This is a genomic window from Micromonospora violae (genome assembly GCF_004217135.1).
GTDB classification, from domain to species: Bacteria; Actinomycetota; Actinomycetes; order Mycobacteriales; family Micromonosporaceae; genus Micromonospora; species Micromonospora violae.
In genome coordinates this window covers 6,183,797-6,210,498 of record NZ_SHKK01000001.1, presented here as the reverse complement: position 1 = coordinate 6,210,498, position 26,702 = coordinate 6,183,797, and the positions used below count along the sequence as shown (strand labels likewise).

Below are 26,702 nucleotides of genomic sequence, written 5' to 3'. Positions count from 1 at the left end.
CGGTGATCAAGAGGTTTGCGTCAGGGATCCGTCCTCCGGTGACGCAAACCTCTTGATCACCACCTTGGGGCGGGGGCGGGGGCGGGGGCGGCGGCGGGGGCGGCGGGATTGGTACCAGGTGGTGAAGAGGGCTACTGCCAGGAGGAGCTCGGTCAGGTCGCCGCCGTAGTACATGAGTTGGGCGGCTGAGCGGAACGCTTCCGGGTCGGCGTCGACAAGGCCGGGCGGGAGGGTTCCGGCCTGGGCGTACAGGTACTTGGCCAGCACGGCGTGACCGGCGGACGCGGCCAGTAACGCCCCGACCCGGACCGCCAGGCCGGGGCGGCGCGGCGCCGGATCCGGCCCGGCCACCGACCAGGCGAAGAGGTACCCGGCGGCCAGGTAGTGCAGGTGCACGGCGTGATGCAGCACGGGGTGCCGTTCGGCCGCCGCGTACAGCGGGGTGAGCAGCACCAGGGCCAACCCGCCGGTGGTCAGCAGCGCGGCGGTGGCCGGGTGGGCGAGCAGGTGCAGCGCGCGGGCGCGCAGCAGCCGGCCGATCGACCGGCGTACCGGCGGTGGCGCGACCCGCAGCAGCAGCGTCACCGGGGCGGCGAGCACCAGCCCCAGCGGGGCCAGCATGCCGAGCAGCAGGTGTTGCGCCATGTGCCCGCGCGGGTCGTCGGAAAGGGGGGCCAGCGGCCCGACGGCCACCACCAGCAGGGCGCAGCCGACCAGCCAGGAGGCGGTGCGCCGGTGGTCCCAGCCGCGCGGGTCGCGAATGGCGGCCAGCAGGTAGCCGCCCGCCAGCAACACGACCGGGAACAGCGGTAACCAGGTCGGCCCCGCCGTACCGTGCCCGGCGTGCGCCAGCGGCCCGGCCGCCGTCATCGCGGGCCAGCGTCGGGCCGGTGGGACCGGGCCCGCCACAGCACCGCGACGCCGGCCAGCAGCAGCACCGCGCCAGCCACATTCCAGACCACGTCGTACGGCACCAGGTGTACGCCGTAGCGGATCTGGTGCAGCCGGAGCACCTTGTGGTCGACGAGCCCGTCGAAGAGCTGGAACGCTCCGGCGCCGAGCAGGAAGCCACCCCAGGCCAGCCGGCTCGACAGGGCAGCCCGCCGACGCAGGTCGGCGAACCAGAAGAACCCGCCCACCAGGGCGATCACCTCGGCGGCGTGCAGCAGCCCGTCCGAGAGCAGCGCCACCGAGGGGGTGGAGCGGTCGTAGAAGTGGTGCCAGGCGAGCAGTTGGTGAAAGACGATCTCGTCCACCGCAGCCATGATCGCGACGCCGATCAGGACGCCGGCGAGGGTGGAGGACCGCAGGTCGGTGGTGGGGGCACCGGGCAGACGGGCATCGACCACCACACACCTCGCTTCCGCGTCAGGCCGGCCTCAAATTACCCCGGACCGGGTGAGTCATGCCGTCGGAGCCGATGACATGCCCGTTTCGCGACTACCCGGCCACGGGGAGCATGATCATGGAGCCTAGGAAGGCAGCGACCACCAGAGCTCGGAGAAGGAGGTGCCCGTGCCGGACGCGGACGAACTCGTCGCCAACGCGCTCGCGGCGGTGCGCGGCACTGACGTACGGCAGGCCGAACGGCAGCTGGACCAGCTGATGGTCGGCACCGGCGCCGCGGACGGCACCACGGCGGTGGACGCGGCGCTGCTGCGTCGCCTGGTCCGCGGCCTGGGCGCGCTCTGGCCCCGCGGTTGGCAGCCGGTCGACGTGGACCGGATCACCGGTCGACGGCTCGACGCCCGCGCGGCCCGGTTGGTTCGCGCGGCGATGGCGGTTCAGCGGCGCGACCAGGCCGGGCCGGTCCCCGCCTGGTGGGACGACCAGCTACGCGAGTTGGAGGCCAACGCGGTCGGTGACGACCGGAGTGTGCTGACTGGCTGGGCCACCCGGGAGGGCCTGGACCGGGCCGACGCGCTCCGCATGGCCGTGGACCTTCTCGCGCTGGTGGAGAGCCTGCCGCCGATCGCGGTGCTGCGCCCACCGCCCGGGGCGACCGGTGCCGCGCTGCCTCGCACAGCCGGTACGGCCCGCACCGGGTCACCGATGCTCGACCGGGTACGCGCGCTGCTGGCCAAGGCCGAGTCGACCACTTTCCCGGCCGAGGCGGAGGCGCTGACCGGAAAGGCACAGGAGCTGATCGCCCGGCACAGCATCGACGAGGCGCTGGTGGCTGCCGGGTCGGAGCGCGGGGACGTGCCCGGCGGGGTACGCCTGAGCACCGACACCCCGTACGCGGGCGCGAAGGCGCTGCTGGTGCAGGAGGTGGCGGCGGCGAACCGGTGCGAGTCGGTCTGGTCCGACGATCTGGGCTTCGCCACCGTGCTGGGCTGGCCGGCCGATCTGGTGGCGGTGGAGTTGCTCTACACGTCGCTGCTGGTGCAGGCCACGGCGGCGATGCTGCGCGGGCGCGCCGAGCGGCGGCCGGGGTCGGGGCGGCGGACGAAGGTCTGGGACGAGTCGTTCCTCAACGCCTTCGCGCTGCGGATCGGCGAGCGGCTGCGGACGGCCACCGAGGCGGCGACCGACGCGGCGGACCAGGCGGCGGCCGGCACTCCCGGTGCGGAGCGGCTGCTGCCGGTGCTCGCGGCGCGCGGCGAGGCGGTCCGGGAGCGGCTGGACACGCTCTTCCCCGGCGTCACCCGACGCCGGCTCAACGTGCGCGACGCCGAGGGCTGGTCGTCCGGCACCTCGGCCGCCGACCGGGCGTCGCTGGACGTCGGGAGCGGCCGGAAGCCCCGACAGGTGCCCGGCCGACCCGATCCGCGCTGAACGCTGCTCCGCCAACCGGGCCTCGAACTCGGCCCGTCCGGCGTGGGATCACCCCCAGCGGAGGATTCTGCGTTTTTCTTCGGTACGCGGTAGGGATCGGGGGAACGGCTCCGACCCTCCAGTGAGCCGCACCCCGCTCGGGGCGCGGCCAGAGTCTGAGGAGCATCGCCGTGAAGTACATGCTGCTGATCTGGAACCGGCCCGGCTTCACCGAGGAGCTGAGCGAGCAGGAGCGCACCGCCCTCTTCGGCGAGGTCGACGAGATCATGAAGGAGCTGACCGAGACCGGCGAGCTGATCGGCGGCCAGGCGTTGGCCAATCCGTCGCAGACGCTGACGGTCCGGCAGGTGGACGGCAACCCCGAGATCCTCGACGGCCCGTTCATGGAGAGCAAGGAGCAGTTCGCCGGTTACCTGGCCGTCGACTGCGACAGCCCGCAGCGGGCTGCCGAGATCGCCGCCCGCTGGCCGGACGTCCGGTACGGCGGTGCCATGGAGGTCCGCCCGATCATGGACGAGGCCGGGACGGAGATGTGACCGGGGACCGGACGGTCGAGGACCTGCTGCGCACGTTCGCGCCGCAGGTCCTCGGCCTGCTGGTCCGTCGGTACGGACAGTTCGACAGGTGCGAGGACGCGGTCCAGGAGGCGCTGCTCGCCGCCGCGACGCAGTGGCCCGGACAGGGCGTACCGGATAATCCGCGCGCCTGGTTGCTCACCGTGGCCACCCGCCGGCTCACCGACGAGTGGCGCAGCGAGAGCGCGCGCCGGGACCGCGAGGTGGCGGTGGCGCGGCGCGAGCCGGCGTACGCCGGGGTGGCGCCGGCGGCGGACGCGGAGCCCACCGTTGCGGCCGACGACGACACCCTCACCCTGCTGTTCCTCTGCTGCCACCCGGCGTTGCCCGGATCGGCGCAGGTGGCGCTCACCCTGCGGGCGGTCGGTGGTCTCAGCACCGCCCAGATCGCACGGGCGCACCTGGTGCCGGAGGCGACGATGAGTCAACGGATCCGGCGGGCCAAGCAGCGGATCGAGGCCGCCGGGGCCCGGTTCACCATGCCCGGGCCGGCCGAGCGGGAGGAGCGGCTGGGGACGGTGCTCCGGGTGCTCTACCTGATCTTCAACGAGGGCTACACCGCGTCCAGCGGCCCGGACCTGCGCCGGACCGAGCTGACCGGGGAGGCGATCCGGCTGACCCGCATCCTGCGCGGGCTGCTGCCCGACGACGGCGAGGTGGCCGGGCTGTTGGCGCTGATGCTGCTGACCGACGCGCACCGGGCGGCCCGGGTGGGGCCGGACGGGGAGTTGGTGCCGCTGGCGGAGCAGGATCGGGCACGGTGGGACGCCGCCGCCATCGCGGAGGGGATCGCGCTGATCACCGAGGCGTTGACCTGGTCGCCGCCGGGCCCGTACCAGCTCCAAGCGGCGATCGCCGCCGTGCACGCCGAGGCGTCGACGGCGGCGGAGACGGACTGGCCTCAGATCGTCGCGCTCTACCGGCTGCTGGCCCGGATCGCGCCGAACCCGATGGTCACCCTGAACCAGGCGGTGGCGGTGGCCATGGTGGACGGGCCCCGGGCCGGGCTCGCCCTGCTCACGCCGTTGGACGCCGACGAACGCACGGCCGGGCACCACCGGCTGGCCGCCGTCCGGGCGCATCTGTTGGAGTTGGCCGGGGATGTCGATGCGGCGCGGGCGGCGTACCTGGCCGCGGCGCGGGGCACCACGAGCCGGCCCGAGCAGCGGTATCTGGAGGTGCGGGCGGCCCGGCTGACCGGGCAACACTGAGAGCCGCCCATGTTGCTGTTTCGGCAAGAAACTTTGCGCATTGCCCGGTCGCCGGTCACAGTCGTTGCCGAACCGCGAAGGAGCAGGCACCCATGACCGAGCAGCACGAGTTCGACAAGGACTACTGGGAGCGGCACTGGCACCAGACGCACCACGACCGCCCCGGCGCGATGAGCACCAGCCCCGCGCACCCGTACCTGGCCCGGGAGACCGCCGATCTCGCGCCGGGCTCGGCGCTGGACGCCGGGTGCGGTGCGGGTGCCGAGGCGATCTGGCTCGCCTCCCACGGCTGGCAGGTCACCGCTGTCGACATCGCACCCGTCGCGCTCGCCCGGGCGGCCGAACGCGCCACCGAGAGCGGGGTGTCCGAGCGCGTGCGGTGGGTGGAGGCGGACCTGACGAGCTGGGCCCCGGACACACGGTTCGACCTGGTCACGACGCATTACGCGCACCCCGCGATGCCGCAGCTCGCCTTCTACGACCGTATCGCCGGGTGGGTGGCGCCCGGCGGCACCCTCCTGATCGTCGGGCATCTGCACACCACGGAAGGCGCCGAGCCGGGCCATGGCCACGAGCACGGACATGGGCATGGGCAGCACCCGCCCGCCGAAGCATCGGTCACCCTCGCGGACATCACCGCCGGCCTGGACAGCGCCACCTGGGAGATCGTCACCGCCGAGGAGCACCGCCGCACGATGCCGGGCCGGGAGGCCCCGCTGTACGACGTGGTCGTCCGCGCCACCCGACGTCGCTGAGCAGGCCGGTGGCCGTACACACCGCACGCCGGGCCGGTAATGATCACCGACCCGGCGTGCGGATTACCTCGTACGTCAGCTCTTGAAGGCGTCCTTGATCTTCTCGCCCGCCTGCTTGAGCTTGGCGGTGGACTGGTCAGCGCGACCCTCCGCCTCCAACTGCTCGTTGTCGGTGGCCCGCCCGGCGCCTTCCTTCAGCTTGCCGGTCGCGTCCTCGGTGGCGTTGTTGATCTTATCGTCGAAACCCATTGCCAACCTCCATCGCAAGCGTCGCTACGCCTACCGAAGTACCCCCGCCGTCACCAGCCCAACCATTACCGCCGTCACAGATCGGCGGTGGCGGCCGGACGAAAGCGCCGCAGGCGCAGGCTGTTGGCGACCACGAAGACCGAGGACAGCGCCATCGTGGCACCGGCGATCATCGGGTTGAGCAGCCCGGCGGCGGCCAACGGCAGGGCCGCCACGTTGTAGCCGAACGCCCAGAACAGGTTGCCCCGGATGATGCCGAACGTGCGTCGGGACAACCGGATGGCGTCCACCGCGGCGTCGAGGTCGCCCCGGACCAGGGTGAGATCGGCCGCCTCGATCGCCACGTCGGTGCCGGTGCCCATGGCCAACCCCAGATCGGCCTGGGCCAGCGCCGGGGCGTCGTTGACCCCGTCACCGACCATCGCCACCGACCGCCCCTCGGCCTGAAGCCGCTTGACCACGTCGACCTTTCCGGCCGGCAGCACCTCAGCCACCACCTCGTCGATGCCCACCTCGGCGGCGACCGCGCGGGCAACCGTGGTGTTGTCCCCGGTGAGCAGGACCGGGGTCAACCCCAGCCCACGCAGCCGGGCCACCGCCGCCCGACTGCTCGGTCGGACCACGTCGGCGACCGCGAGCACGCCACGGGCCTGTCCGTCCCAGCCGGCGACGATCGCCGTACGACCGGCGGCCTCCGCCTCGCGTACGGCCCGCTCGACCTCCGGCGGTACGTCGAACTCGCGCTCGCGCAGCAGCCGGACCCGGCCGACCAGCACGACCTGCCCGTCCACCGTGCCGGTCACGCCGAGCCCGTCGAGGTTGCCGAAGGCGGTCACCGGGGGCAGCGCGCCCGCGTCGCTGGCAGCGGTGGTGACCGCACGGGCGATCGGGTGCTCGGAGGCGGCCTCCACCGCCCCGGTGAGCCGGAGCAGCGCGGCCCGGTCCACACCGCTCGCCGGCAGCACGTCCACCAGAGTCATCCGGCCGGTCGTCACGGTGCCGGTCTTGTCGAGCACCACGGTGTCCACCCGGCGGGTCGACTCCAGCACCTCCGGGCCCTTGATCAGTACGCCGAGCTGAGCGCCCCGACCGGTGCCGACCAGCAGCGCGGTCGGGGTGGCCAGGCCGAGCGCGCACGGGCAGGCGATGATCAGCACGGCCACGGCGGCGGTGAACGCGGCGGTCGGGCCGGCCCCGGTGCCGAGCCACCAGCCGAGCGTGCCGACGGCGAGGGCGATGACGATCGGCACGAAGACTCCGGAGATCCGGTCCGCCAGCCGCTGCACGGCCGCCTTGCCGCTCTGCGCCTGCTCGACCAGGTCGGCCATCCGGGCGAGCTGGGTGTCCGCGCCGACCCGGGTGGCGGTGACGATCAGCCGCCCACCCGCGTTGATCGTGGCGCCGACCACGCCGTCGCCCGGGGCGACCTCGACCGGCACCGACTCACCGGTGAGCATGCTGGCGTCGACAGCGGAGGTCCCCTCGTCGACCACCCCGTCGGTGGCGATCTTCTCCCCGGGGCGGACCACGAACCGGTCACCGACGGCGAGCTGGTCCACCGGGATCAGGGTCTCCACGCCGTCCCGCAGCACCGCCACGTCCTTGGCACCGAGGTCGAGCAGCGCCCGCAGGGCGGCGCCGGCGGTGCGCTTGGACCGGGCCTCGAAGTAGCGCCCGGCCAGGATGAACACGGTGACCCCGGCGGCCGCCTCCAGGTAGATGTTGCCGGCGCCGTCGGTCCGGGTGATGTCGAAGCGGAACGGGTGCGTCATCCCGGGCATCCCCGCGTCGCCGAGGAAGAGCGCCCAGAGCGACCAGCCGAACGCGGCCAGCGTGCCGACCGACACCAGCGTGTCCATGGTGGCCGCGCCGTGCCGCAGGTTCGTCCAGGCGGCCCGGTGGAACGGCAGCCCACCCCAGACCACCACCGGGGCGGCCAGGGTCAGCGACAGCCACTGCCAGTAGTCGAACTGCCAGGCCGGGACCATGGCCAGCAGGATCACCGGCACGCTCAGCGCCACCGAGACCCAGAGGCGGGTACGCGGGGCCCGCAACGGGTCGACCGGCGGTTCCGCGCTGGGCGGGGCCGGCAGCGCCGCCGTGTAGCCGGTCTTCTCCACGGTGCCGATCAGGTCGTCCGGGGTGACACCGTCGACGTACCGGACGGTCGCCTTCTCGGTGGCGTAGTTGACGGTGGCGCTCACCCCGTCCATCCGGTTGAGCTTCTTCTCGATCCGGGCGGCGCACGCGGCGCAGGTCATCCCGCCGATCGCCAACTCGATCCGGTTCAGTGCCTCGGGCAGGGGTCTGCTGGTGGTGGTCATCGTCTGGTCCCGTCAGTTGTGGCCGTGTCCGGGGGCGCCGTGGTCGGCGTCGCCGGTCGGTGCGGGTCCGCTCGGGGTCGGTCCGCCCGGGGTCGGTCCGCCCGGGGTGGGGACGGCTCCGGTGGCAGCAGCGTCGACGACCACGGTGAACTCGGCGGTGTGCACCCGCCCGCCGTGCTGGAAGTCGAGGTAGAGCCGGTAGCTGCCATTCGAGGGCACGTCGGCGAGGAAGGTGACGGCCGGACCGGGCGGGGTGCGCCCGTCGCCCGGCGTCCCGTCCGGGTGCACGTGCAGGTACGCCAGGTCACCCCGACGCAGCGCCACCAGGTGCCCGTACGCGCCCAGGTAGGGCTCCAGGTCGGTGACCGGTTGCCCGTCCCGGCTGACGGTCAGGGTCAGCGGTGACGTGCGGCCGGGCTGCGGTGCGCCGGCCAGGGTGACCGTGTAGCCGTCGACGGTGGTGCTGGTCGCCGGGGCGGGCAACGGCCGTTCGGTCAGCTCGCCGGGGACTGTCACGTCCACGCCGAGGGTCAGCGGATCACCCCCGGCCGGGGTGAAGTCGGCGAACGCCCGCCACTGCCCGGGGCCGGCCAGTGGGGTGTCGACCCGCCAGGTGCCGTCCGGGCCCAGGTCGGGGTGGACGTGGCGGAAGCCGGAGAGGTCCCGTCGGGCGACGATCAGGTGCATCTGCCGGTCGTGCGCCACCTCGTACCGGGTGACCGGGCGGCCGTCCGGGCCGGCGATCCGGAAGGCGAACTCGCCGGCCGGCGCGGCGACCTGTTCCAGGGTGTGGCCGCGCTCGGAGACGAGCAGCCCGCCGGGGAACCGCTCGGCCGTGCCGTCCCGCTCATCCGCTGTCGGGGTGGCGGCATTCTCGTGCCGGTCCGCGGCGACCGGGGCCGGGTCGACGACCCGAGCGACGCCGTAGGTCGCGCCGAAGACCGCCGCCAGGCCGACGGCGAACCCGGCCAGTCTCGTCACCGTACGCATGGCGGCCCCCCGATCACGCGTCGACGAGGTCGTAACCGGCCTCGTCGACGGCGGCCCGGACAACCGCGGTGTCCAGCGGCTGCTCACTGCTGACGGTGACCCGGCCGGTCGCGAGGTCGACCTGGACGTCCCGCACGCCCTCGATGGCGCCGACCTCGGCGCTCACCGCGCTGACGCAGTGCCCACAGGTCATGCCCTGCACCTGGTACGTCGTGTTGACCATCGAATCGTCTCCTTCTAGGTACCGGTACCCGGTGGGGGTATCGCGTAGTGAGGACCGTACCATACCCCCTGGGGGTAGGCTATCCTGGTCGGCATGACTGCACCCACCCCGATTCGCGGATACACCGCCAGCAAGGACCAGCTGCTCGCGCGGCTCCGCCGCGTCGAGGGGCAGGTCCGGGGCATCGAGAAGATGGTCGACGACGACCGCTACTGCATCGACGTGCTCACCCAGATCTCCGCGATCCAGGCCGCCCTCGACAAGGTGGCCCTGGGGTTGCTCGACGGGCACGCCCGCCACTGCATGCACGAGGGCGCCGCCGAGGGGCGGGCCGACGAGATGGCCACCGAGATGATGGCGGCGGTCGGCCGGCTCATGAAGCGCGGCTGACCGCCCTCAGTTCGACGCGGGATCGAGACGGACCCGGCGCAGCAACTGGGCGTTGAGCGCCACCACGATGGTGGACGCCGACATCAGCACCGCGGCCACCGCCGGGCTCAACGCCACACCGGCCCCGGCCAGCACCCCGGCGGCCAGCGGCAGCGCGACCACGTTGTAGCCGGCCGCCCAGGCCAGGTTCTGGCGCATCTTCCGGTACGACGCCCGGGACAGCCGGACCACCGCCGCCACCCCGCGCGGGTCAGAGGACGCCAGCACCACCCCGGCGGACTCGATCGCCACATCGGTGCCCGCGCCGATCGCGATGCCCACGTCCGCCCGGGCCAGCGCCGGCGCGTCGTTCACCCCGTCGCCGACCATCGCCACGACCAGCCCCCGCCGCTGAAGCTCGGCCACCCGATCGTCCTTCTCCGCCGGCAACACCTCGGCGAAGACCTCGTCGACGCCGGGGCGGAAGCCGAGGTCGGCGGCGACCGCCTCGGCCACCGGCCGGGCATCGCCAGTGATCATGGCGATGGTGCGGACCCCCTCGGCACGCAACTCGTCGACGGCGCGCCGGGCCTCCGGACGCACCTCGTCGGTCAACGCGAACGCACCGAGCACGGCCCCCGGCAGCCGCACCAGGTGCAACACCGCCGCGCCCCGCGCCGACCACCGCCCGGTCGCGGCCTCCACCTCGGCCGGGAGCGCCAGGCCCAGTTCCCGCAGCAGCGCCGGCCCGCCCACCGCGTACTCCGTACCGTCGATTGTCGCCTGCACACCACGGCCCGGCAGCGCCCGGAACCCGGCGGCCCGCGCCGGGCCGACGCGCCCGGCCGCCGCGACGATTGCCCGGGCCAACGGATGTTCGCTCTCCGACTCGACGCCCGCCGCGATCCGCAGCACCTCGTCCCGCTCGACGCCAGCTGCCGTCACCAGGTCGGTCACGCCGTGCTCGCCCCGGGTCAGCGTGCCGGTCTTGTCGAACAGCACCGCGCCGACGGTCCGCATCCGTTCCAACGCCAACCGGTCCTTCACCAGAATCCCGGACCGCGCGGCGAGCGCGGTGGAGAGCGCGACGACAAGCGGGATGGCGAGACCCAGCGCGTGCGGGCAGGCGATCACCAGGACGGTGACCGCACGGACCACCGCCTCGTCCGGCTGACCGAGCACGGTCCAGACCAGGACGGTCAGCACGGCGGTGCCGGTGGCCAGGTAGAACAGCGCGGCCGCGAACCGGTCGGCCAGCAGTTGGGCCCGCCCACCGGAGGCCTGGGCCTGCGCGACCATCCGCTGGATGCCGGCCAGGGCGGTCTGCTCACCCACCGCCTCGACGCGCACCCGGACCGCCGAGTCGGTGGCGACGGTGCCGGCCACCACCCGGTCGCCCGTCGACCGGGCGACCGGCCGCGACTCGCCGGTGATCATCGATTCGTCCAGCTCGGCGCCGCCCTCGACGACCCGGCCGTCCGCGGGCACCCGACCTCCCGGCCGGACCAGCACCACGTCGCCGATCCGCAGGCCGGTCACCGGCACCGCCTCGACCCGCCCGTCCGCCGCCACCCGCTCGGCCTCGTCGGGCAGCAGCGCGGCCAGCGCCGCGAGCGCGCCCTGCGCCTGCCCGATGGCCTTCATCTCCTGCCAGTGCCCGAGCAGCATGATGGTGACCAGCGCCGCCAACTCCCACCAGAAATCCAGGTCGAAGGCACCGACGCTGGTGGCCAGGGACGCGGTGTACGCGACGGTGATCGCCATCGCCACCAGCAGCATCATCCCGGGCGCCCGGTCCCGCACCTCCCGGACCGCACCGACCAGGAACGGCCACCCGCCCCACCAGAACACCACCGAGCCGAGCACCGGGCCCACCCAGGATCGACCGGGGACGCCGTCACCGGCCAGGCCCAGCTGATCCGACACGAGATGACTCGTCAGCACCACCGGGATGGTCAACACCAGGCACACCCAGAACCGGCGGCGGAACATCGCCGGATCGTGCCCGGCGTGCTTGTCGTGCCCGGCGTGCTTGTCGTGCTCGGCGGACCCGGCGTGCCCGGCGTGCTCGTCGGACCCGGGGTGCTGGTCCGGCGGTGACGAGCCGGCGCGGTGCGGGTGATCGGGGTCGGGCGGTGACGAAGCGGGCATGGTTCCAACATGCCGCCCCGGGGCCCGTCGCGCGAGGGGTTCGGCCGCCCGACACTCCGCCACGACCTGCGACCCGCGGGTGGGCTGGCTAGCATCTCCCCCAATGGCCCTCCGTATCTTGCTGCGCCCTGGCGCACCGACGCCGCCACGACCCGGCGTCGTCAGCGGTCGACCGGGCCGAACACTGACCGTCAGTGATCGAACGGTCGTCAGGCAGCGACCTGCCCCCGCCGGCCGCCGCGTTTCCACCGAAACGGTGAACCGCCCGGCCCGCTGACCCGTACCCCGCACCGGATCGTTGGGAGTCTCGACTTGGGCGCCGGCCACACCCACCCCGCTCCGTCCGCCTCGCCACGGGTGCGACGGACCCTCGTCGTGACGGTGGTACCCCTCTTCATCGCCACCCTGCTCGCCACGGCGCTGCTCTGGCCGCGCGGCGGGTCACCACAGACCGATGGTGGCGCGGACGTGCCGCGCTACCCCGGCACCGTCACCCGGGTGGTGAATGAGCCGTGCCCGCCGGCGCCGTCGGTCCCGGAGGGCACACCGAGGGTCGGCGGCGGGCGGTGCGGCACGGTCGACGTCCGGGTGGACGACGGGCCGAGCGCCGGCCAGCAGGTACGGACGCCGGTGCCCGACGGCCCCGGCGCCCCCCGGGTCGACGTCGGCGACGAGGTCATCCTGGTCGAGCTGGCCGATCCCACCGACCCCACCGCCAGCAACTGGAACATCGCCGAACACCAACGCGGCACCCCGATGGTGTGGTTGGCGCTGGTCTTCGCGGCCGCGATCGTCGCGTTCGGTCGGTGGCGAGGTCTGGCCGCGCTCGCCGGGCTGGCCGCCAGCTTCGCCATCCTGCTCACCTTCGTGCTGCCGGGCATCGGCGCCGGCAGGTCGCCACTGCTGGTGGCGGTGGTCGGCGCGGCCCTGATCATGTTCGTGGTGCTCTATCTGACGCACGGGCTCACCGCACAGACCTCGGTCGCGGTCCTCGGCACCCTGGGCAGCCTGGTGCTGACCGGCGTGCTCGCCGCCATCGCCACGGCGGCGACGCACCTCACCGGCTTCGGCAGCGAGGATGCCACCACGCTGTCGATGTTCCACAGCGACGTGGACCTGCACGGACTGCTGCTCGCCGGGATCATCATCGGATCGCTCGGCGTGCTCGACGACGTGACGGTCACCCAGGCGGCCACCGTCACCGAGCTGGCGAACGCCAACCCCGAGCTGACCCGGTTGCAGCTGTACCGTGCGGCCACCCGGGTCGGCCGCGCGCACATCGCCTCCACTGTCAACACCATCGTGCTGGCGTACGCGGGCGCGTCGCTGCCCCTGTTGCTCCTGCTCACCGCCGACTCGCGCCCGATCGGGCAGATCCTCACCAGCGAGTTCCTCGCACAGGAGATCGTCCGCAGCGCGGTCGCCACCCTCGGTCTGATCGCCGCCGTGCCGCTGACCACCGGGCTGGCCGCGGTGGTGACCGCCGCCGGACGCACCGATACGACGCCGTCCACCGGTGCTCCCGCGCCCCGACCCCAGCCGGACCGCGCGGAGGCGCTGGCCGCACTCATCTCATCGCGAAAGGTCGGCTCGGACGAGCCGGATCGGACGCGGACCCCACCCCCATCCGAGGCCACCGACCGGTGGCCGGAGTCGAACAGGAGCACGGATTCGGCATGGTGACACTCCTCAGCGTGACCAGATCGGGCGACCACCCTGAGAACCACGTCACTGGTAACTCAACGCTATGGCGAAATGACGCTTTTGGTCGGCCTCCAGGCGTAGCTCACCCGGTCGACTCTCGGGTAACCTCGCTGCCGGTTACCGATGAAGGCGCGAAGCGGCGCCTGCGGTGCCACCGCCCAATCGCCAACCGGCGAGCCGGGGACCCAGGTACGTGGGGTGAATCCGCGTCAGCGGTAGGGGCCACTTCCGCCCCGAACCCGGCAGCTAACCCGGTCGGCGGTCGACGGAAGGGAACATTGTGACGGCACCCCTACGCCGCTGGTTGACACCCGTGGTGGCCGTGATCGCCGCACTGACCGTGTTCGCCGGGCCGCTCCCGGCGCACGCCGCGCCAACGACCCCCACCCCGTCCGGGCACGAGGAGGACGGCGAGCCCAAGCTGCTCACCGACGTCATCGAGCAGGCCAACCGCGACTACTCCGCCGCCAAGTCCAAACTGGACAAGTCGAAGAAGCGGCAGGGCGAGTTGGCGCTGGAGGTCGCGCGGGCCAAGGCCGACCTGGACGCGTTGGCCCCGCAGGTCGGGCAGATCGCCGCCCAGTCGTACCGGACCGGTCGGATCGGCGCAGTCGCGATGCTGCTGGAGAGCGACGGTCCCGACTCGTTCGTCCAGCGCGCGGCGGCGCTCGACGAGTTGAACATGGTCCACGAGAAGAAGCTCTCCGAGGTCAACGAGGTCAAGGCCCGCGCCGAGCAGGCGAAGCTGGCCCTCGACACGGAGGTCCGGGAGCAGCAGAAGCAGACCGCTCTGATGGCGAGGCGGAAGAGCGAGGCCAACAAGGCGCTCGCCCTCGTCGGCGGCAAGGGCTTCACCGGCGGCCTGGTGGACGCCACCTCCCCGGTGGCGAAGATCGGTCCGGGTCGCACCGCCGACGGTGACTGGAAGCCCCAGTCGTGCAGCGAGAACGACCCGACCACGTCCGGCTGCGTCACCCCCCGCACGCTGCACGCGTACAAGGAGGTCAAGCGGGCCGGGTTCAACCGGTTCGTCGGCTGCTACCGCCCCGGTGGGCCGTGGGAGCACCCGAAGGGCCGCGCCTGCGACTGGTCGCTGCAGAAGAGTGGCTTCGCGCCGTGGCACAACGAGGACACCCGGATGTACGGCAACAACGTCGCCGCGTTCCTCATCCGTAACGCCGACCGGCTCGGCATCTACTACGTGATCTGGAACCGGCAGATCTGGTTCCCGGCCACCGGTTGGAAGTCGTACAGCGGGCCGTCGAACCACACCGACCACGTCCACATGTCGCTGCTCTGACCCGTACGACCCCCGTCGAGGGCCGTTCCGCGTCGCGCGGGGCGGCCCTCGCCGCGTCAGACGGTGGCGGGCGCGGCCGACTCGACCGATCCGGTGGAGGGGTCCACCGTCGCGAAGCCGGCCGGCGCGGCGGCCACCGGGCGCACCGCTCCGGCGGCCAGCCGGTAGGACACCCCCACCACCGCGCACCGCCCGCCCGCCACCGCGTCGGCGAGCACCGGGGACTGCCCGAGCAACGTCTCGACGGTGTGCGCGATGTGGATGTCGACGATGTCGTTGATGTCATCCACCCCCTCGGCCTCGGCCCTGCGCAGGCTGGGCAGCACGGAGTCGACCACCGCGCCCAGATGGCCACTCGGCGCGGTACCGGTCGCGACCGACTCCCGGGCGGCCTGCACCGCACCGCACGAGTCGTGACCGAGCACCACCACCAGTGGAGTGCCGAGCACGGTCACCGCGTACTCGACGCTGCCGAGCACCTCCGGGCCGGCGGTGTGCCCGGCCGTACGGACCACGAACAGGTCGCCGAGCCCTCGGTCGAAGATGATCTCGGCGGCCAGCCGGGAGTCGGAGCAGCCGACGATCACCGCGAACGGGTGTTGCCCGTCGGCCACGGCGGCCCGGTGCCCGGCGTCCTGGTTGGGGTGGCGTGGGACGCCGCCGACGAAGCGCCGGTTGCCGGCGATCAGCTCGGCGTACGCCCGGGTCGGTTCGCTGAGCTGATCGCCGGACGCCGGGTCGGTGATCCGCTGCGAACCCGGCAGACCGCCGGAGTTCCCGGTATGACTCATCCCGCACCTCGTCTCGACGCATCTGACCTGCTCAAGCCGGCTTTCCGCCGGCCGGGCGGCGGGCCCTGGCTCGTGCTCCACCGTCACACGCACCGTAAGATGCGTCAAGGTATGCGTGATTTAGATTTCATACGTTGACCCCGGTCGCCCCCTGGGCAACCGTCTCCAGACGGGGCGGACAAGACTCTCCGAGGCAGGCGGACATCCGGAAAGGCGGTCACACGATGTCGAACACGGTGACGGACGACACCGGCGGCGGGCGGAACTGGACGTTCCTCACCAACCACGGGCACGTTCTGCTGGCCATCGCCCGCGACCCGACCGCCCGGCTACGCGACGTCGCGGCCGAGGTCGGTGTGACCGAACGGGCCGCGCAGGCGATCGTCGCCGACCTGGAGGCCGGCGGTTACCTGCGCCGCACCCGGGTCGGGCGACGCAACGAATACACCCTCAACCCGGCCGGCCGGTTCCGGCACCCGGCCGAGGCCGACCGGCAGGTCGGCGACCTGCTCGCGCTCTTCGCCGACGTTCCCACCGCGGAGGCACACCCCCGGGCCTGACCCCTCGTCACCGGGGGCCGCTGCCCGACGGTCCCGGCGGTAACCTTTGCGGGTGCGCGAATGCCCGCCGTTGAGCGCGACCCCGTCCCGACGTGCCCTGCGCCGCGTCCTCAGTGGAACGCTGGCGGCCCTGCTCGGCGCCGGCCTGGTGGCACCCGCCCCGGCGACCGCGGCGCCACCCCTCTGCGGTCCCAGGGGCACCGAGGGCCTGACCCAGATGCCGTGGGCGCTACGCCGACTGGAGCCGTCCTCCGCGTGGCCGCTGTCCCGGGGCGCCGGCGTCACGGTGGCCGTGATCGACTCCGGAGTCTCCGCCGCCCATCCGCTCCTCAAGGGGCAGGTGCTCGAAGGCCGCGACTTCAACGACCTGCCAGCCCACCAGGGCCAGTGCGACGAGGCCGGGCACGGCACCCTGATCGCCGGCATCATCGCCGGCCGGGAGGGAACGGTCGTCCCCTTCAGCGGCATCGCCCCGGCCGCCCGCATCCTGCCGATCCGGGTCCTGCCGCAACTCGGGGCGGTCAACAACCCGCAACTCCCCGCGCAGATCGCGGCGGCCATCGACTGGGCGGTCGACCAGGGCGCCGATGTGATCAACCTGTCCCTGACGACAATTCCCCGCCCCGAACTGACGGCGGCCGTCGAGCGCGCGCTGGCCGCAGGGGTGGTGCTGGTCGCCGCGGCGGGCAACCGTTCGGAAGACTCCCAGAACCTGCCCGGCTACCCGGCCGCGTACCCCGGGGTGATCGCGGTCGGCGGGGTGGACGAGCAGGGCAGCCACGTCGGCACCTCGATCAGCGGCGACTACGTCGACATCGCCGCGCCGGGGATGAACATCGTCGGGCCGGCACCCGGCAACAGCGGCTACCGCACCGTGCCGGAGGGCGGCACCAGCTACGCGGCGGCGTACGTCTCGGGAGTGGCCGCGCTGGTTCGGGCCGCCTACCCGAAGCTCAACCCGCAGCAGGTCGCGGATCGGCTGAAGCGCACCGCGGACAACCCACCCGAGGGTCAGAACGCCGACATCGGCCACGGGACGGTCAACCCGTACCGGGCCGTGTCGAGCCTGCTCGGCACCCGGGCGAACCCGCCCGCCAGTGCGCTGCCGGCACCCGCCGTACAGGACGACCCGCTGAGCTGGCAGCGGCCGGCCGCGATCTGGGCGGCGGTCATCGGCGCCCTGCTCGCCGGGCTGCTGCTGGTCGCGCGACCGATCGTGGCCCGGGGCCGCCGACGCGACTGGCGCCCCGGCCGACGCACCGACGCACCAACCGCCGGCTGACCGACGCACCACCCGGTGCCGGCACCAACGCAGAACGGCTCCGGGCCGGACGAACCGGACCGGAGCCGCTCGGGCGAAAGCCTCAGCTCCACACCTTGGAGTTGCTCATCTCCGTGGTGAGGTAGTTTTCGCGGGCGATGCCGACGGCACCGCCGATCTCGTTCAGGATCCGGTTGATGTCCCGGACCGCCGCGTCCCACTTCGCCTGGTGCTGCTCGTAGGCGACCCGGTCCTCACCGTCCCAGTGCAGCTTGGTCAGCATCGACCGCAGCGTGTCAAGCTTTTCCTCGAGGGTCTTCGAGATGGCCTGCATCTGCTGGTTGCTGCTCTCGAGGACCGCATAGTCAACTTTGATCGTCACGATTTCCTCCTCTGCCGGCTACGGATCACGGGTTGAGAGCAGAGTGGAACTTGTCCAGCATCTGCTGCTGCTCTTCGTCGTTGACCTGGTGCGTCGTACCCGACTTGTCGAGCAGGTCGGCGATGCTGTCCATCGCCGTCAGCAGCTTGACGGTGTCCTCGTTCCAGCGCGTCATCAGCGACTGGAAGCCCGTGGACGCCTGACCCTTCCACGCGATGGCCAGGTCGTCGACCACGTTCCACAGCTTCTTCAGCTCGCCGTCGACCTCGCTGCGCGTGGACCGCACGTCACTCGCGGCGGTATGCAGAGTCGCAGCTTCGACCTCGAACGCCATGCTTCACACCCTTCCGTCTGTTGTGGTGGCGGCTTCGCCGCACCCCTCCCCCGCGGCAAGGCAGCAACACCCCACCGACGGACACTCCTGTGAAGACCGTAGCGGAACCTGTCCAACCCTCGCAGCCCTGGCCGGTGACGTTCAATGGATGGCGGTGAATCGGGCCGGGACGGCCCACCACCACCTACCGAACGACCGACCACGCTCAGGCCGGCTCAGACCACGCGGTCTGAATCAGCTGCTGGCCGTCACGACGGCGCACCAGCGTGCCCCGACCAGGCGGTTGCGGGCTCGGACGCAACGTGCCGAAGACCGCGCCCTCCTCCCGGTTGCCGGACATCAGCAGGCCCGGCGAGTCCAACTCGCGCAGCCGTTGCAGCACCGGCTCGTAGAGCGCCCTGGACACACCACCGACCCGCCGCGTGATGATCAAGTGCAGACCGATGTCGCGCGCCTGCGGCAACAGCTCCTGCAAGGCGCTGAGCGGATTGCTGCCGCCGGAGGCCACCAGGTCGTAGTCGTCCACCAGGATGTACAGGTCCGGACCCTTCCACCAGCTCCGGTCGCGCAGCTGGGCGGTGGTGACGTCCGGGCCGGGCAGCCGGTTGGAGAGCGCACTCCGGATCGACCCGAGCCCCTGCGCGAACGCCTGGTTCGACGGGGCGTAGTCGAGCAGGTGGTCACCCTCCACCGCCCCCAGCAGGCCGCGCCGGTAGTCGGCGATCACCAGCCGGGCCTGCGCCGGCGTGTACCGCTCGGTGATACCCCGGGCGATCAGGCGCAGCAGGTTCGTCTTGCCGCACTCCGCGTCGCCGAACACCGTCAGGTGCGGCTCGTTGGCCAGATCCAGGTAGACCGGCGCGAGTGCAGACTCGTTGACACCGATCGGGAGGCCCGGTGCCGACCGGTCGATGATCCGGGCCAGCTCCGCCACCGGCAGCCGGCGCGGCAGCAACCGCACCTTCGGCGCCGGGCGACCCGGCCAGTTCGCCGCCACGTGCCCGGCCAGCGACACCGACGCCTCGCTCAGATCCTCGATGTCGCGGCGACCGTCGATCCGCGAGATCGCGGTGAGGAAGTGCAGCTTGTCCCGGGTCAGGCCCCGACCCGGTGCCTTCTCCGGCACGTTGTTCGCCGCACGGCGGTCGATCTCGGACTCCGACGCGTCGCCCAGGCGCAACTCCAACTTGGTGCCGAGCAGATCCCGCATGTTGATCCGGATCTCCGCCCACCGCACCGCGGTGAGCACCACGTGCACACCGAAGCCGAGGCCCCGGTTCGCCAGCGTGGTGATGGTCTGCTCCAACTCCTCGTACTCCTGGCGCAGGGTGTTCCACCCGTCCACCACCAGGAACACGTCGCCGAACGGGTCGTCCGCGAACTCACCGGCGGCCCGGCGACGGCGGTAGCTCGCCACCGAGTCGATGCCGTGCTGGGCGAACCGACTCTCCCGGTCGTCCAGCACGGCGACCACCTCAGCCACCGTCCGGCGGACCGCCTCGACGTCGCGCCGACCGGCCACGCCGGCCAGGTGCGGCAACCGCTCCATGCTGCGCAGCGCCCCGCCGCCGAAGTCCAGGCAGAAGAACTGCACCTCCCGGGGCGTGTGGGTGAGCGCCAGCGAGGCGAGCAGCGTACGCAGCATCGTGCTCTTGCCACTCAGCGACCGACCGACGATGACCACGTTGCCGCCGGCCCCGGCCAGCTCGACCATCATCGGGTCCCGGCGCTGCTCGTACGGGCGGTCCACGACGCCGACCGGCACGGTCAGTCGCCCGCGCCCCGGCCAGGACGCGGTGCACAGCCCGTAGGTCGGGTCGACCGCCAGCGGGCCGAGCAGCTCGCCCAGGCTCGGCGGGTCGGCCAACGGCGGCAGCCACACCTGGTGCGCCGGCCGACCCCGACCCTTGAGCTGGTCGATCAGCACGTCGAGCATCGCCACGGCCTTGCCGTCGGCCGGCTGCTCCGGCTCCGGGGTGTGCACCGGCACCTGCGGAACCTGCACCGGGACGAAGTCGAGGCCGTACGGCACGATCCGCCGCTGCACCAACGCCTGCGAGGCGGAGGCCTGCTGCCCCGGCGCCCGGTACGCCCCCGACACGTACGCGGCCCGGAACCGCAGCATGGTGCTGGTGTCCGTCTTCAGGTAGCCGTGGCCCGGAGCGTTCGGCAGCTCGTACGCGTCCGGCACGCCGAGCACGATCCGGCTCTCCACCGCCGAGAACGTCCGCAGACCGATCCGGTACGACAGGTGGGTGTCGAGGCCCCGCAGCTTGCCCTCTTCGAGGCGCTGGCTGGCCAGCAGCAGGTGCACACCGAGGGACCGACCCAACCGGCCGATCATCACGAACAGGTCGATGAAGTCCGGTTTGGCGGCGAGCAGCTCGCTGAACTCGTCACAGATGATCAACAGGCTGGGCATCGGCGCCAGCGGTTCACCGGCCGAGCGCGCCTTCTCGTACTCGAAGCGCGAGACGTAGTTGCCGGCCGCCCGCAGCAGCTCCTGCCGGCGCACCATCTCGCCGGCGAGCGCGTCGCGCATCCGGTCGACCAGCGGCAGCTCGTCGGCCAGGTTGGTGATCACCGCGCTGGTGTGCGGCAGCGCCTCCAGCGAGGCGAAGGTCGCGCCGCCCTTGAAGTCCACCAGGACGAAGTTCAGCTCCTCCGACGAGTGGGTCACCGCCAACGCGGCCACCACCGTACGCAGCAGCTCGCTCTTGCCGGACCCGGTCGCGCCGATCACCAGACCGTGCGGACCCATGCCCTCGTGCGCCGACTCCTTGAAGTCGAGCTCGACCACGTTGCCGTCCGGGCCGACGCCGAGCGGGATGCGCAGCCGATCGCGGTGACCACGCGGACGCCAGGTGTTCTGGACGTCCACCGCCGCGGCGTCACCGACACCGAGCAGGTCCGGCAGCTCCGTGCTGCGGGCCAGCGGCTCCTCGCCGCCGGTCTGCTGCTGGGAGAGCCGGAAGGGGGCGATCTGTCGGGCCAGCCCCTCGGCGGCCTCGGCGCTGAGCCGGTCGGGCCGACCCAGCGTCGACGACGAGGTGCCCCGGACCAGGTCGAGTGAACTGCCGTCGCCTACGTCGAGGCAGAGCAGCCAGCGGCCGGCGTCGCGCGGCACCGTCCCGGAGAGGTCGATCACGGTGGCGCCGAGCAGCCCCGGGCCCACAAGCTGACAGGTCGGTGAGATCTCCCCGCCGTCGATCACCACGACCAGGTGCGGGGCGGTGGTCAGCGGCTTGGCCTCCGGCGCGAACCGGGGCCGCCCGGCCAGCTCGGCGGTGAGCGCCGCCTCGGCCTCGGCCAGACTGGCGAAGACCAGCCGGCGTGCGCCGGCCGCGTCGGTACGACCGCTGTGGTGGGCGTGGGGCAACCACTTCACCCAGCCCCAGGACGACTGCCGGTCGGGGGCGGCGACGACCGCGATCACCAGGTCGTCCGGGGCGTGGAAGGTGGCCAGCTGCCCCAGAGCCGCCCGGGTCAGGTCGAGCACGGGCTCGCGGTCGCCGCGCAGCACCACCCGACTGAACGCGCGCACCGACAGCGCCGTCGGCAGATCGGGCACCGTGGAGTGTGCCCGGACGAACCGGCGGAGCGCGATGGCGCTCATCGGCTCCAGGTCCTCCACCGGCTTCGTCTCCGGTGGGACGATCTCCACGGCGAGCCGCTGCGGGCCGAGGGCGATCCGCGTCTCGCCGAAGTCGTCCTCGGTGATCCGCCGCTCCCAGAGCCGCCGGGACGCGGCGATCGACCAGAGCGCGTCGGGCTCCGGGTGCCGCCAGGCCATCGCCGCCCGCTGCTGCTCGGCGGCGCGCCGGGTGCGCTTGCGCATCTGCGCCAGGTAACGCATGTAGTCGCGGCGGTCGGCGTTCAGCTCGGCCTTGTCCTTGCCGCCGCTGTTGGCCAGCGAACCGATCGCCATGCCGAGCATTGAGACACCGAACAGACCACCGGCGACATACGTCATCATGCCGCCGCCCTTGCCGGCGTAGAGGAACGCCATGGCCCCGACCCCGCAGAACATCGGCAGGATCATGAGCAGCTGCCCCATCCCGCGGGGTGTCGGCTCCGGCAGCTCGGGAGGTGACTCCAGCAGCACCTCGCCGCGCGGTAAGGCCGGCCCCGGCTGACGCGGGAGCCGGCGGAACACCACCGTGCTCACGGCTGTCTCCTCCCCAGAAGCGGCCCTGATGACGTGCGGCCGCGGAACACCGCCCGCGGGTGGGCATCGTACGTGCCCGTCATCGTAGGTAATCTGCCGTGTGCGCGGTGGACCCGGACCGCCGCATCACAGACAGCCGATCACAGACGCACACCTGGAGGCCACTGTGGCGACGAAGACGGCGACCGGTGGTCTGAGCCGGATCACCATCGTGGCTCCGCGGACCCGGATGGATCTGGCGCTGCCGTCGGACGTGCCGATGGCCGACCTGCTCCCCACCCTGCTGCGCTACGCCGGCGAGGACATGGCCGACGAGGGTGCGCGGCACGGCGGCTGGGCGCTGTCCCGGTTGGGTGGTGCACCCCTCGACGGTGGTCGTACCGCGGCGCAGCTCAGCGTCCGGGACGGCGAGGTGCTCTACTTCAACCCCCGGTCCGACGCCGCGCCGGAGATCGTCTTCGATGACGTGGTGGACGCGGTCGCCACCGCCACCAACCAGCGTCCCGGCGCCTGGCAGACCGGCGCGACCCGCTCCTTCGCGGTGGTCTTCGCGGCGGCGGCGCTCGGTGCCGGCGCGGTGGCCGCGCTCTTCGCCGGCCCTCCGCACCTGCCCGGCGCGGTGGCCGCGCTGCTGGTCGCGGTGGCGCTGCTGGTGGGTGCCGCCGTGCTGTCCAGGGCCGCCGGTGACAGTGGCGTCGGCGCGGTGCTGGCCCTGGTCGGCCTGGCGCACGCCGCCACCGGCGGCCTGCTGCTGCTCGCCGGCGACCGATCGTTGACCGACTTGGCCAGTCCGCATGTCCTGCTCGCGGCCACCGCCGCGGTGGTGGCCGGCGCGGTGGCCGTGCTGGCGGTCGGTGACCGGTACCCCCTCTTCTTCGCCGCGATCGGGGTCGCGGCGGCGACCGGCCTGGGCGCGATGCTCTGCCTGGTCCTCGGCCTCGATGCGGCGGCGTCCGCCGCGGTGGTCGCGGCGGTCGCGTTCGGCGTGGTGCCGGCGCTGCCGATGATGGCCTACCGGCTGGCCCGGCTGCCGGTGCCGTCGATCCCGACCGGTCCGGAGGATCTGAAGACCGACAGCGAGTCGGTGGACGGCCGGCAGGTGCTCCAGCAGAGCGAGCGCGCCGACCAGTTCCTCACCGGTCTGCTGTGGACGGTGGCCCTGGTGGTGCTGGGCGCGCAGTTCGTGCTGGCCTTGGACGGACGCCTGCCAGCGGTGCTGCTGTGCCTGGTGCTGGCCCTGCTGGCGCTGCTGCGGGCACGTCCCCTCCTGGGTCGGGCCCAGCGCACCCCGGTGCTGTTGGCCGGCACCGTGGGTCTGGGCCTGGCCGCCGCCGCCACCTTCGCCGGTGGGTCGCTGCCGGTCCGGCTCGGCCTGATCCTGGGCGGGCTGGTGCTGGCCGCCGTGATCAGCCTGATCTACGGTCTGACCGTCGCCGGCAAGCGCATCTCGCCGGTGTGGGGCCGCCTGCTCGACATCGGCGAGATCCTGCTCATCATCTCGCTGGTGCCGCTCGCCTTCTGGGTCTGCGGCCTCTACGGCTGGATCGTCAACCTCCGGCCCTGACCGTGCCGCGCCGCCGTGCCGGTCAGCGCGACCGCGGACCGGTGGCGACGCCCGAGGCGACCGGGGCGGTGGCGTAGACGCCCGGACCGTGCTGGCCGTCCATCGGCCGGGTGCCCGCGCCCACCCGGCCGGCGACCTCGCGGACCACCTTGACCAGGGCCTCGACGTGGTTGTCCATCGCCGCGACCCGCAGCAGCGGTGCCGCCACCCGACCGTCCGCCGAGACGGTCACGGCCACCGTGTGCGACGGCGCCGAGGTCGCGGTGATCGCGTCCACCAGCGGGCCGAGCGGCGTGTCGGGGCGGCCCCGCAGCGCCATGCAGCGGTGCGTCCAGCCACCGCCCCGCAACCCGCGCCAGCTCTCCGCCGGCGCCTCGGGCACCAGGTCCAGACCGGCGGCCGAGACGATGGCCGCGCGTAGTTCCTCACGGCCCAACGGACGATGCGCCAGGCCCGCCGAGGTCAGCGCCTTGCCGAGCCGGCCGATCCCGGCGGCCACCGTACGGTGCACGCCGGTCAGCCCGCCGCCTCGGCTGACCGCCTCGACCCGGGCGTCCCGGACGCTGAGCCGCACCGCCACCCAGACGGTCCGGTGTGCCGCCGGAGGAGCGCCGGGCGCCGGGTACCAGACCAACGTGTGCGCGACGACCTGGGTCCGGGAGACCGGGGCGTTGAAGTCCGCGAGCACCCGCAGCGCCCGGTCCACCGCGGCGGCGTCGACGGAGCCGACCGCCGCACCGGTGGCGGACTGGAGGGCGACGGCGGCGAACCAGCCCTGGTCGTCACGCCCGATGCCGAGCCGGGTGCCTCGGTCGGTCAACTCGATGACGCTCAGCTCGGGAACGATCGCCGCCAACCGTGGATCCGGTGCCGTGCCGCCGGCCAGCGCGGCCGACGCGCGCTCGCCGCGCCGCCGCAGCCGGCGGCGCAGCAGCAGGTCCTCGAACCACCAGCGGCCACCTCGCCGGGCGAAGGCCGCCAGGACGATCAGCAGCGCCGCCGCACCAACCGGGGCGAGCAACCAGCTGGGTCCCGCCGTGGCGGCCCAGACGCCGACCAGGCACAACTCCAGCACGACGAGCTGCCCGACCAGTACGGGGCCGATCCGGCCACGGCCGGGCCGCTCAGCCGGGGGCACCGGCCGGGTCGGCACGTCGACATGGCCCGTGGCCGCTCGGGCGGGTGGCGCCTGAACCTGAGTCATCGCTGACTGTCCCTCCTGCACGGTACGGCTCTGCGCCGGGTCGGTCCGGTGCCGGCCACGAGCGGTGGTCCCAAGGAACCATCGTCGGCCCCTTATCGTAGGGAAGCCCGCGACGGCACTTCGACCTGATCGTCGCGGAAACACCCCGCCGGAGGTAAGTCATGCGGACCCGCCGCGATCAGGTGCAGGCGTACCGCTTCGTCACCCGCCGCATCGTCTCCGCTCTGCTGTCGGGCGATCCGGAGACCACCAATCTGCCGATGCGACGGCTCGGCATGGCCGTCTTCGGCAGCGTCCTGGCCGCGGCCATCGTGCTCGGCGGGGTGGGCGCCTACGGCCAGCTGACCGGCCGCACAGCGCCGCTGGACGAAAAAACCCTGGTCATCGAACGGGAGACCGGCGCGACGTACGTGTTCATCGAGGGGAAGCTGCACCCGACGCTCAACTACGCCTCGGCGCGCCTCATCGTCAACGATGCGAGCGCCGAGGTGCGGACGATGTCGCAGGCGTCGCTGCGGGACCGGCCCCGCGGCGTCACCGTCGGCATCGTCGGGGCACCGGACGCCCTGCCGGACCGCAAGTCGCTGACCGGGCTGCCCTGGTCGGTCTGCGACGTGCCCGACCCGGTCGATCGGAAGCGGTCCAGCACCCGACTGGTGATCGACCGTGCGCTGCCCGGCGGCACGCCGCTGGGCGACCGGGCGGTGCTGGTCTCGGTGGACGACCAGCGGTACCTGATCACCAACAACACCCGGCTGCAACTGCTCGACCAGGCCCGCACGATCACCGCGTTGCGGATGGCCGGCACCGAACGCCTCCAGGTCGGGCAGCAACTGCTCAACGCCGTGCCGGCCGGGCCACCGCTGCGCAGGCCGTCGCTGACCGGTGCGGGCGAGCCCAGCAACCGCATGGTGGCCGGGCAGTCGTACCCGGTCGGTTCGGTGTTCAAGGCGGCCGGGCGGCACTACGTGCTGACCCGGGACGCTCTGGTGTCGATCAGCGAGATCACCGCTCTGCTGCTCGTCAGCGACGGCGGTCGGATCACCGACATCACCCCGAATCAGGCCAGCGAGGCGTTCGAGGAGCGGCGGATCGAGGAGGCCGGCATGCCGGCGACGATGCCCGCCCTCTATGCGGCCCAGCCGGGTCAGACCACGCTGTGCGCGACGTACCGGAAAGGCCCGGCGGGCGGCCCGCCGACCACCACCCTGGAGGTCTTCGACCGGGTGCCGACCGAGCTGACCGAGAGCGATCCGGGCCTGGTGCCGGTACGCCAGACCCGGCGCGACGGCGTACGCACCGCCGAGGCGGTGCTGCTGCCCGGCGGCAAGGGTGTCATCGCGCAGGCCTCGCCGGGCGCCGGGACCAGCGGGTCCGGCGCGGCCGGGTCGACGATCTACCTGATCACCCCGCAGGGCATCCGGTATCCGCTCGGCTCGGCCGAGACACTGGAGGTGCTCGGCTACGGCGGGATCACCCCGGTCGCGGTGCCCGGCTCCCTGCTCGCGTTGATCCCGACCGGGCCGACCCTGGACCGCGAGGACGCGTTCGCCGTCTTCGCTCCCGACGCACCGGCACCGGCCGCGCCGCCGTCGGCCGCGCCGAAGTCCTCACCATCGGCGACACCGTCGGCGGGCTCTCCGTCGGCCGGGCCACCGTCGGGCTCGTCGTCGGCCGCCCCACCGTCGGGCTCGACACCGTCGACTCCGGCCAGTGGCACCCCGTCGAGCGGCGGGACCGGGGGTGGGCGGTCCGTGGAATCGACCGACGCCGACGGCTGAGCAGCATCGGCGGGTCGCCCGGAGTCGC

General features: G+C 72.9%; 23 protein-coding genes and 1 riboswitch. Of the genes, 11 read left to right on the top strand and 12 right to left on the bottom strand.

Features of this window, described 5'->3' with window-relative positions:
• Positions 1-6: 6 nt before the first annotated feature.
• Positions 7-870 carry a cytochrome c oxidase assembly protein gene (locus EV382_RS28080; protein ID WP_130406752.1) on the bottom strand — a complete coding sequence of 288 codons (864 nt, stop codon included), beginning with the start codon at positions 868-870 and terminating at the stop codon, positions 7-9.
• Entirely contained in the window at positions 867-1,349 is a 483-nt protein-coding gene (locus EV382_RS28075; protein ID WP_130406750.1) for a DUF2243 domain-containing protein, read from the bottom strand. The genes EV382_RS28080 and EV382_RS28075 overlap by 4 nt, the downstream gene beginning before the upstream one ends.
• 166 nt (positions 1,350-1,515) lie before the next feature.
• On the opposite strand from EV382_RS28075, the gene EV382_RS28070 reads away from it, so the two are divergent.
• The 4 genes from EV382_RS28070 to EV382_RS28055 all read left to right on the top strand — a co-directional run bounded on the left by EV382_RS28070 (position 1,516) and on the right by EV382_RS28055 (position 5,319).
• Complete coding sequence (locus EV382_RS28070) at positions 1,516-2,778, top strand: DUF2786 domain-containing protein (RefSeq protein ID WP_130406748.1); 1,263 nt, start codon at positions 1,516-1,518, stop codon at positions 2,776-2,778.
• Positions 2,779-2,957: 179 nt separating this feature from the next.
• Positions 2,958-3,314, top strand: a complete 357-nt coding sequence (locus tag EV382_RS28065) for a YciI family protein (RefSeq protein ID WP_244237004.1) — start codon at positions 2,958-2,960, stop codon at positions 3,312-3,314.
• The gene (locus tag EV382_RS28060) at positions 3,311-4,564 is read left to right on the top strand and encodes an RNA polymerase sigma factor (protein WP_130406744.1); all 1,254 of its coding nucleotides are present in this window, start codon (positions 3,311-3,313) and stop codon (positions 4,562-4,564) included. The genes EV382_RS28065 and EV382_RS28060 overlap by 4 nt, the downstream gene beginning before the upstream one ends.
• 92 nt (positions 4,565-4,656) lie before the next feature.
• Positions 4,657-5,319 carry a class I SAM-dependent methyltransferase gene (locus EV382_RS28055; protein ID WP_130406742.1) on the top strand — a complete coding sequence of 221 codons (663 nt, stop codon included), beginning with the start codon at positions 4,657-4,659 and terminating at the stop codon, positions 5,317-5,319.
• Between the two features lie 75 nt (positions 5,320-5,394).
• On the opposite strand, the gene EV382_RS28050 is transcribed toward EV382_RS28055, so the two are convergent.
• The 4 genes from EV382_RS28050 to EV382_RS28035 form a co-directional block, all read right to left on the bottom strand.
• The gene (locus EV382_RS28050; RefSeq protein WP_036410891.1) at positions 5,395-5,568 is read right to left on the bottom strand and encodes a CsbD family protein; all 174 of its coding nucleotides are present in this window, start codon (positions 5,566-5,568) and stop codon (positions 5,395-5,397) included.
• A 74-nt stretch (positions 5,569-5,642) separates the two neighbouring features.
• Entirely contained in the window at positions 5,643-7,892 is a 2,250-nt protein-coding gene (locus tag EV382_RS28045; RefSeq protein ID WP_130406740.1) for a heavy metal translocating P-type ATPase, read from the bottom strand.
• Between the two features lie 12 nt (positions 7,893-7,904).
• On the bottom strand, positions 7,905-8,882 hold the full coding sequence (locus EV382_RS28040; protein WP_130406738.1) for a hypothetical protein: 978 nt from the start codon (positions 8,880-8,882) through the stop codon (positions 7,905-7,907).
• A gap of 13 nt (positions 8,883-8,895) precedes the next feature.
• Entirely contained in the window at positions 8,896-9,105 is a 210-nt protein-coding gene (locus EV382_RS28035) for a heavy-metal-associated domain-containing protein (protein WP_130406736.1), read from the bottom strand.
• A 93-nt stretch (positions 9,106-9,198) separates the two neighbouring features.
• On the opposite strand from EV382_RS28035, the gene EV382_RS28030 reads away from it, so the two are divergent.
• Positions 9,199-9,495: a metal-sensitive transcriptional regulator gene (locus EV382_RS28030; RefSeq protein ID WP_030329541.1), complete on the top strand. Its 297-nt coding sequence runs from the start codon at positions 9,199-9,201 to the stop codon at positions 9,493-9,495.
• A gap of 6 nt (positions 9,496-9,501) precedes the next feature.
• On the opposite strand, the gene EV382_RS28025 is transcribed toward EV382_RS28030, so the two are convergent.
• Positions 9,502-11,625, bottom strand: coding sequence for a copper-translocating P-type ATPase (locus EV382_RS28025; protein ID WP_130406734.1), 2,124 nt, complete (start codon positions 11,623-11,625; stop codon positions 9,502-9,504).
• 312 nt (positions 11,626-11,937) lie between these two features.
• On the opposite strand from EV382_RS28025, the gene EV382_RS28020 reads away from it, so the two are divergent.
• The gene (locus tag EV382_RS28020; protein WP_130406732.1) at positions 11,938-13,308 is read left to right on the top strand and encodes a YibE/F family protein; all 1,371 of its coding nucleotides are present in this window, start codon (positions 11,938-11,940) and stop codon (positions 13,306-13,308) included.
• A 166-nt stretch (positions 13,309-13,474) separates the two neighbouring features.
• Positions 13,475-13,605: riboswitch (cyclic di-AMP (ydaO/yuaA leader) on the top strand.
• 4 nt (positions 13,606-13,609) lie between these two features.
• The gene (locus EV382_RS28015) at positions 13,610-14,629 is read left to right on the top strand and encodes a coiled-coil domain-containing protein (protein ID WP_130406730.1); all 1,020 of its coding nucleotides are present in this window, start codon (positions 13,610-13,612) and stop codon (positions 14,627-14,629) included.
• Between the two features lie 56 nt (positions 14,630-14,685).
• Here the strand turns inward: EV382_RS28015 and EV382_RS28010 are convergent, their stop codons facing one another.
• On the bottom strand, positions 14,686-15,420 hold the full coding sequence (locus EV382_RS28010; protein ID WP_130406728.1) for a carbonic anhydrase: 735 nt from the start codon (positions 15,418-15,420) through the stop codon (positions 14,686-14,688).
• 224 nt (positions 15,421-15,644) lie between these two features.
• On the opposite strand from EV382_RS28010, the gene EV382_RS28005 reads away from it, so the two are divergent.
• Both EV382_RS28005 and mycP read left to right on the top strand, forming a co-directional pair.
• Positions 15,645-15,980 carry a helix-turn-helix transcriptional regulator gene (locus EV382_RS28005; protein ID WP_130406726.1) on the top strand — a complete coding sequence of 112 codons (336 nt, stop codon included), beginning with the start codon at positions 15,645-15,647 and terminating at the stop codon, positions 15,978-15,980.
• A 52-nt stretch (positions 15,981-16,032) separates the two neighbouring features.
• Positions 16,033-17,262, top strand: coding sequence for a type VII secretion-associated serine protease mycosin (gene mycP, locus EV382_RS28000; protein WP_244236835.1), 1,230 nt, complete (start codon positions 16,033-16,035; stop codon positions 17,260-17,262).
• Positions 17,263-17,344: 82 nt separating this feature from the next.
• On the opposite strand, the gene EV382_RS27995 is transcribed toward mycP, so the two are convergent.
• The 3 genes from EV382_RS27995 to eccCa form a co-directional block, all read right to left on the bottom strand.
• Entirely contained in the window at positions 17,345-17,623 is a 279-nt protein-coding gene (locus EV382_RS27995; RefSeq protein ID WP_030329555.1) for a WXG100 family type VII secretion target, read from the bottom strand.
• Positions 17,624-17,648: 25 nt separating this feature from the next.
• A complete protein-coding gene (locus tag EV382_RS27990) occupies positions 17,649-17,957 on the bottom strand; it encodes a WXG100 family type VII secretion target (protein WP_030329557.1) in 309 nt (102 codons plus the stop codon).
• A gap of 205 nt (positions 17,958-18,162) precedes the next feature.
• Positions 18,163-22,125: a type VII secretion protein EccCa gene (gene eccCa / locus EV382_RS27985; protein ID WP_130406724.1), complete on the bottom strand. Its 3,963-nt coding sequence runs from the start codon at positions 22,123-22,125 to the stop codon at positions 18,163-18,165.
• A 166-nt stretch (positions 22,126-22,291) separates the two neighbouring features.
• Between eccCa and eccD the strand changes: the two genes are divergently transcribed.
• On the top strand, positions 22,292-23,689 hold the full coding sequence (gene eccD, locus EV382_RS27980; RefSeq protein WP_130406722.1) for a type VII secretion integral membrane protein EccD: 1,398 nt from the start codon (positions 22,292-22,294) through the stop codon (positions 23,687-23,689).
• 22 nt (positions 23,690-23,711) lie between these two features.
• Here the strand turns inward: eccD and EV382_RS27975 are convergent, their stop codons facing one another.
• Positions 23,712-24,893: a type VII secretion protein EccE gene (locus tag EV382_RS27975; RefSeq protein WP_130406720.1), complete on the bottom strand. Its 1,182-nt coding sequence runs from the start codon at positions 24,891-24,893 to the stop codon at positions 23,712-23,714.
• A gap of 161 nt (positions 24,894-25,054) precedes the next feature.
• Between EV382_RS27975 and eccB the strand changes: the two genes are divergently transcribed.
• Positions 25,055-26,674: a type VII secretion protein EccB gene (gene eccB / locus EV382_RS27970; RefSeq protein ID WP_130406718.1), complete on the top strand. Its 1,620-nt coding sequence runs from the start codon at positions 25,055-25,057 to the stop codon at positions 26,672-26,674.
• Positions 26,675-26,702 lie beyond the last annotated feature (28 nt).

Bases quoted from the DNA above. Each gene is read 5' to 3' on its own strand.
- EV382_RS28080 (WP_130406752.1), bottom strand. From the start codon at position 870: ATGACGGCGGCCGGGCCGCTGGCGCACGCCGGGCACGGTACGGCGGGG.
- EV382_RS28065 (WP_244237004.1), top strand. From the start codon at position 2,958: ATGCTGCTGATCTGGAACCGGCCCGGCTTCACCGAGGAGCTGAGCGAG.
- EV382_RS28055 (WP_130406742.1), top strand. From the start codon at position 4,657: ATGACCGAGCAGCACGAGTTCGACAAGGACTACTGGGAGCGGCACTGG.
- EV382_RS28050 (WP_036410891.1), bottom strand. From the start codon at position 5,568: ATGGGTTTCGACGATAAGATCAACAACGCCACCGAGGACGCGACCGGC.
- EV382_RS28045 (WP_130406740.1), bottom strand. From the start codon at position 7,892: ATGACCACCACCAGCAGACCCCTGCCCGAGGCACTGAACCGGATCGAG.
- EV382_RS28040 (WP_130406738.1), bottom strand. From the start codon at position 8,882: ATGCGTACGGTGACGAGACTGGCCGGGTTCGCCGTCGGCCTGGCGGCG.
- EV382_RS28035 (WP_130406736.1), bottom strand. From the start codon at position 9,105: ATGGTCAACACGACGTACCAGGTGCAGGGCATGACCTGTGGGCACTGC.
- EV382_RS28030 (WP_030329541.1), top strand. From the start codon at position 9,199: ATGACTGCACCCACCCCGATTCGCGGATACACCGCCAGCAAGGACCAG.
- EV382_RS28025 (WP_130406734.1), bottom strand. From the start codon at position 11,625: ATGCCCGCTTCGTCACCGCCCGACCCCGATCACCCGCACCGCGCCGGC.
- EV382_RS28010 (WP_130406728.1), bottom strand. From the start codon at position 15,420: ATGAGTCATACCGGGAACTCCGGCGGTCTGCCGGGTTCGCAGCGGATC.
- EV382_RS28005 (WP_130406726.1), top strand. From the start codon at position 15,645: ATGTCGAACACGGTGACGGACGACACCGGCGGCGGGCGGAACTGGACG.
- EV382_RS27990 (WP_030329557.1), bottom strand. From the start codon at position 17,957: ATGGCGTTCGAGGTCGAAGCTGCGACTCTGCATACCGCCGCGAGTGAC.
- EV382_RS27975 (WP_130406720.1), bottom strand. From the start codon at position 24,893: ATGACTCAGGTTCAGGCGCCACCCGCCCGAGCGGCCACGGGCCATGTC.
- eccB (WP_130406718.1), top strand. From the start codon at position 25,055: ATGCGGACCCGCCGCGATCAGGTGCAGGCGTACCGCTTCGTCACCCGC.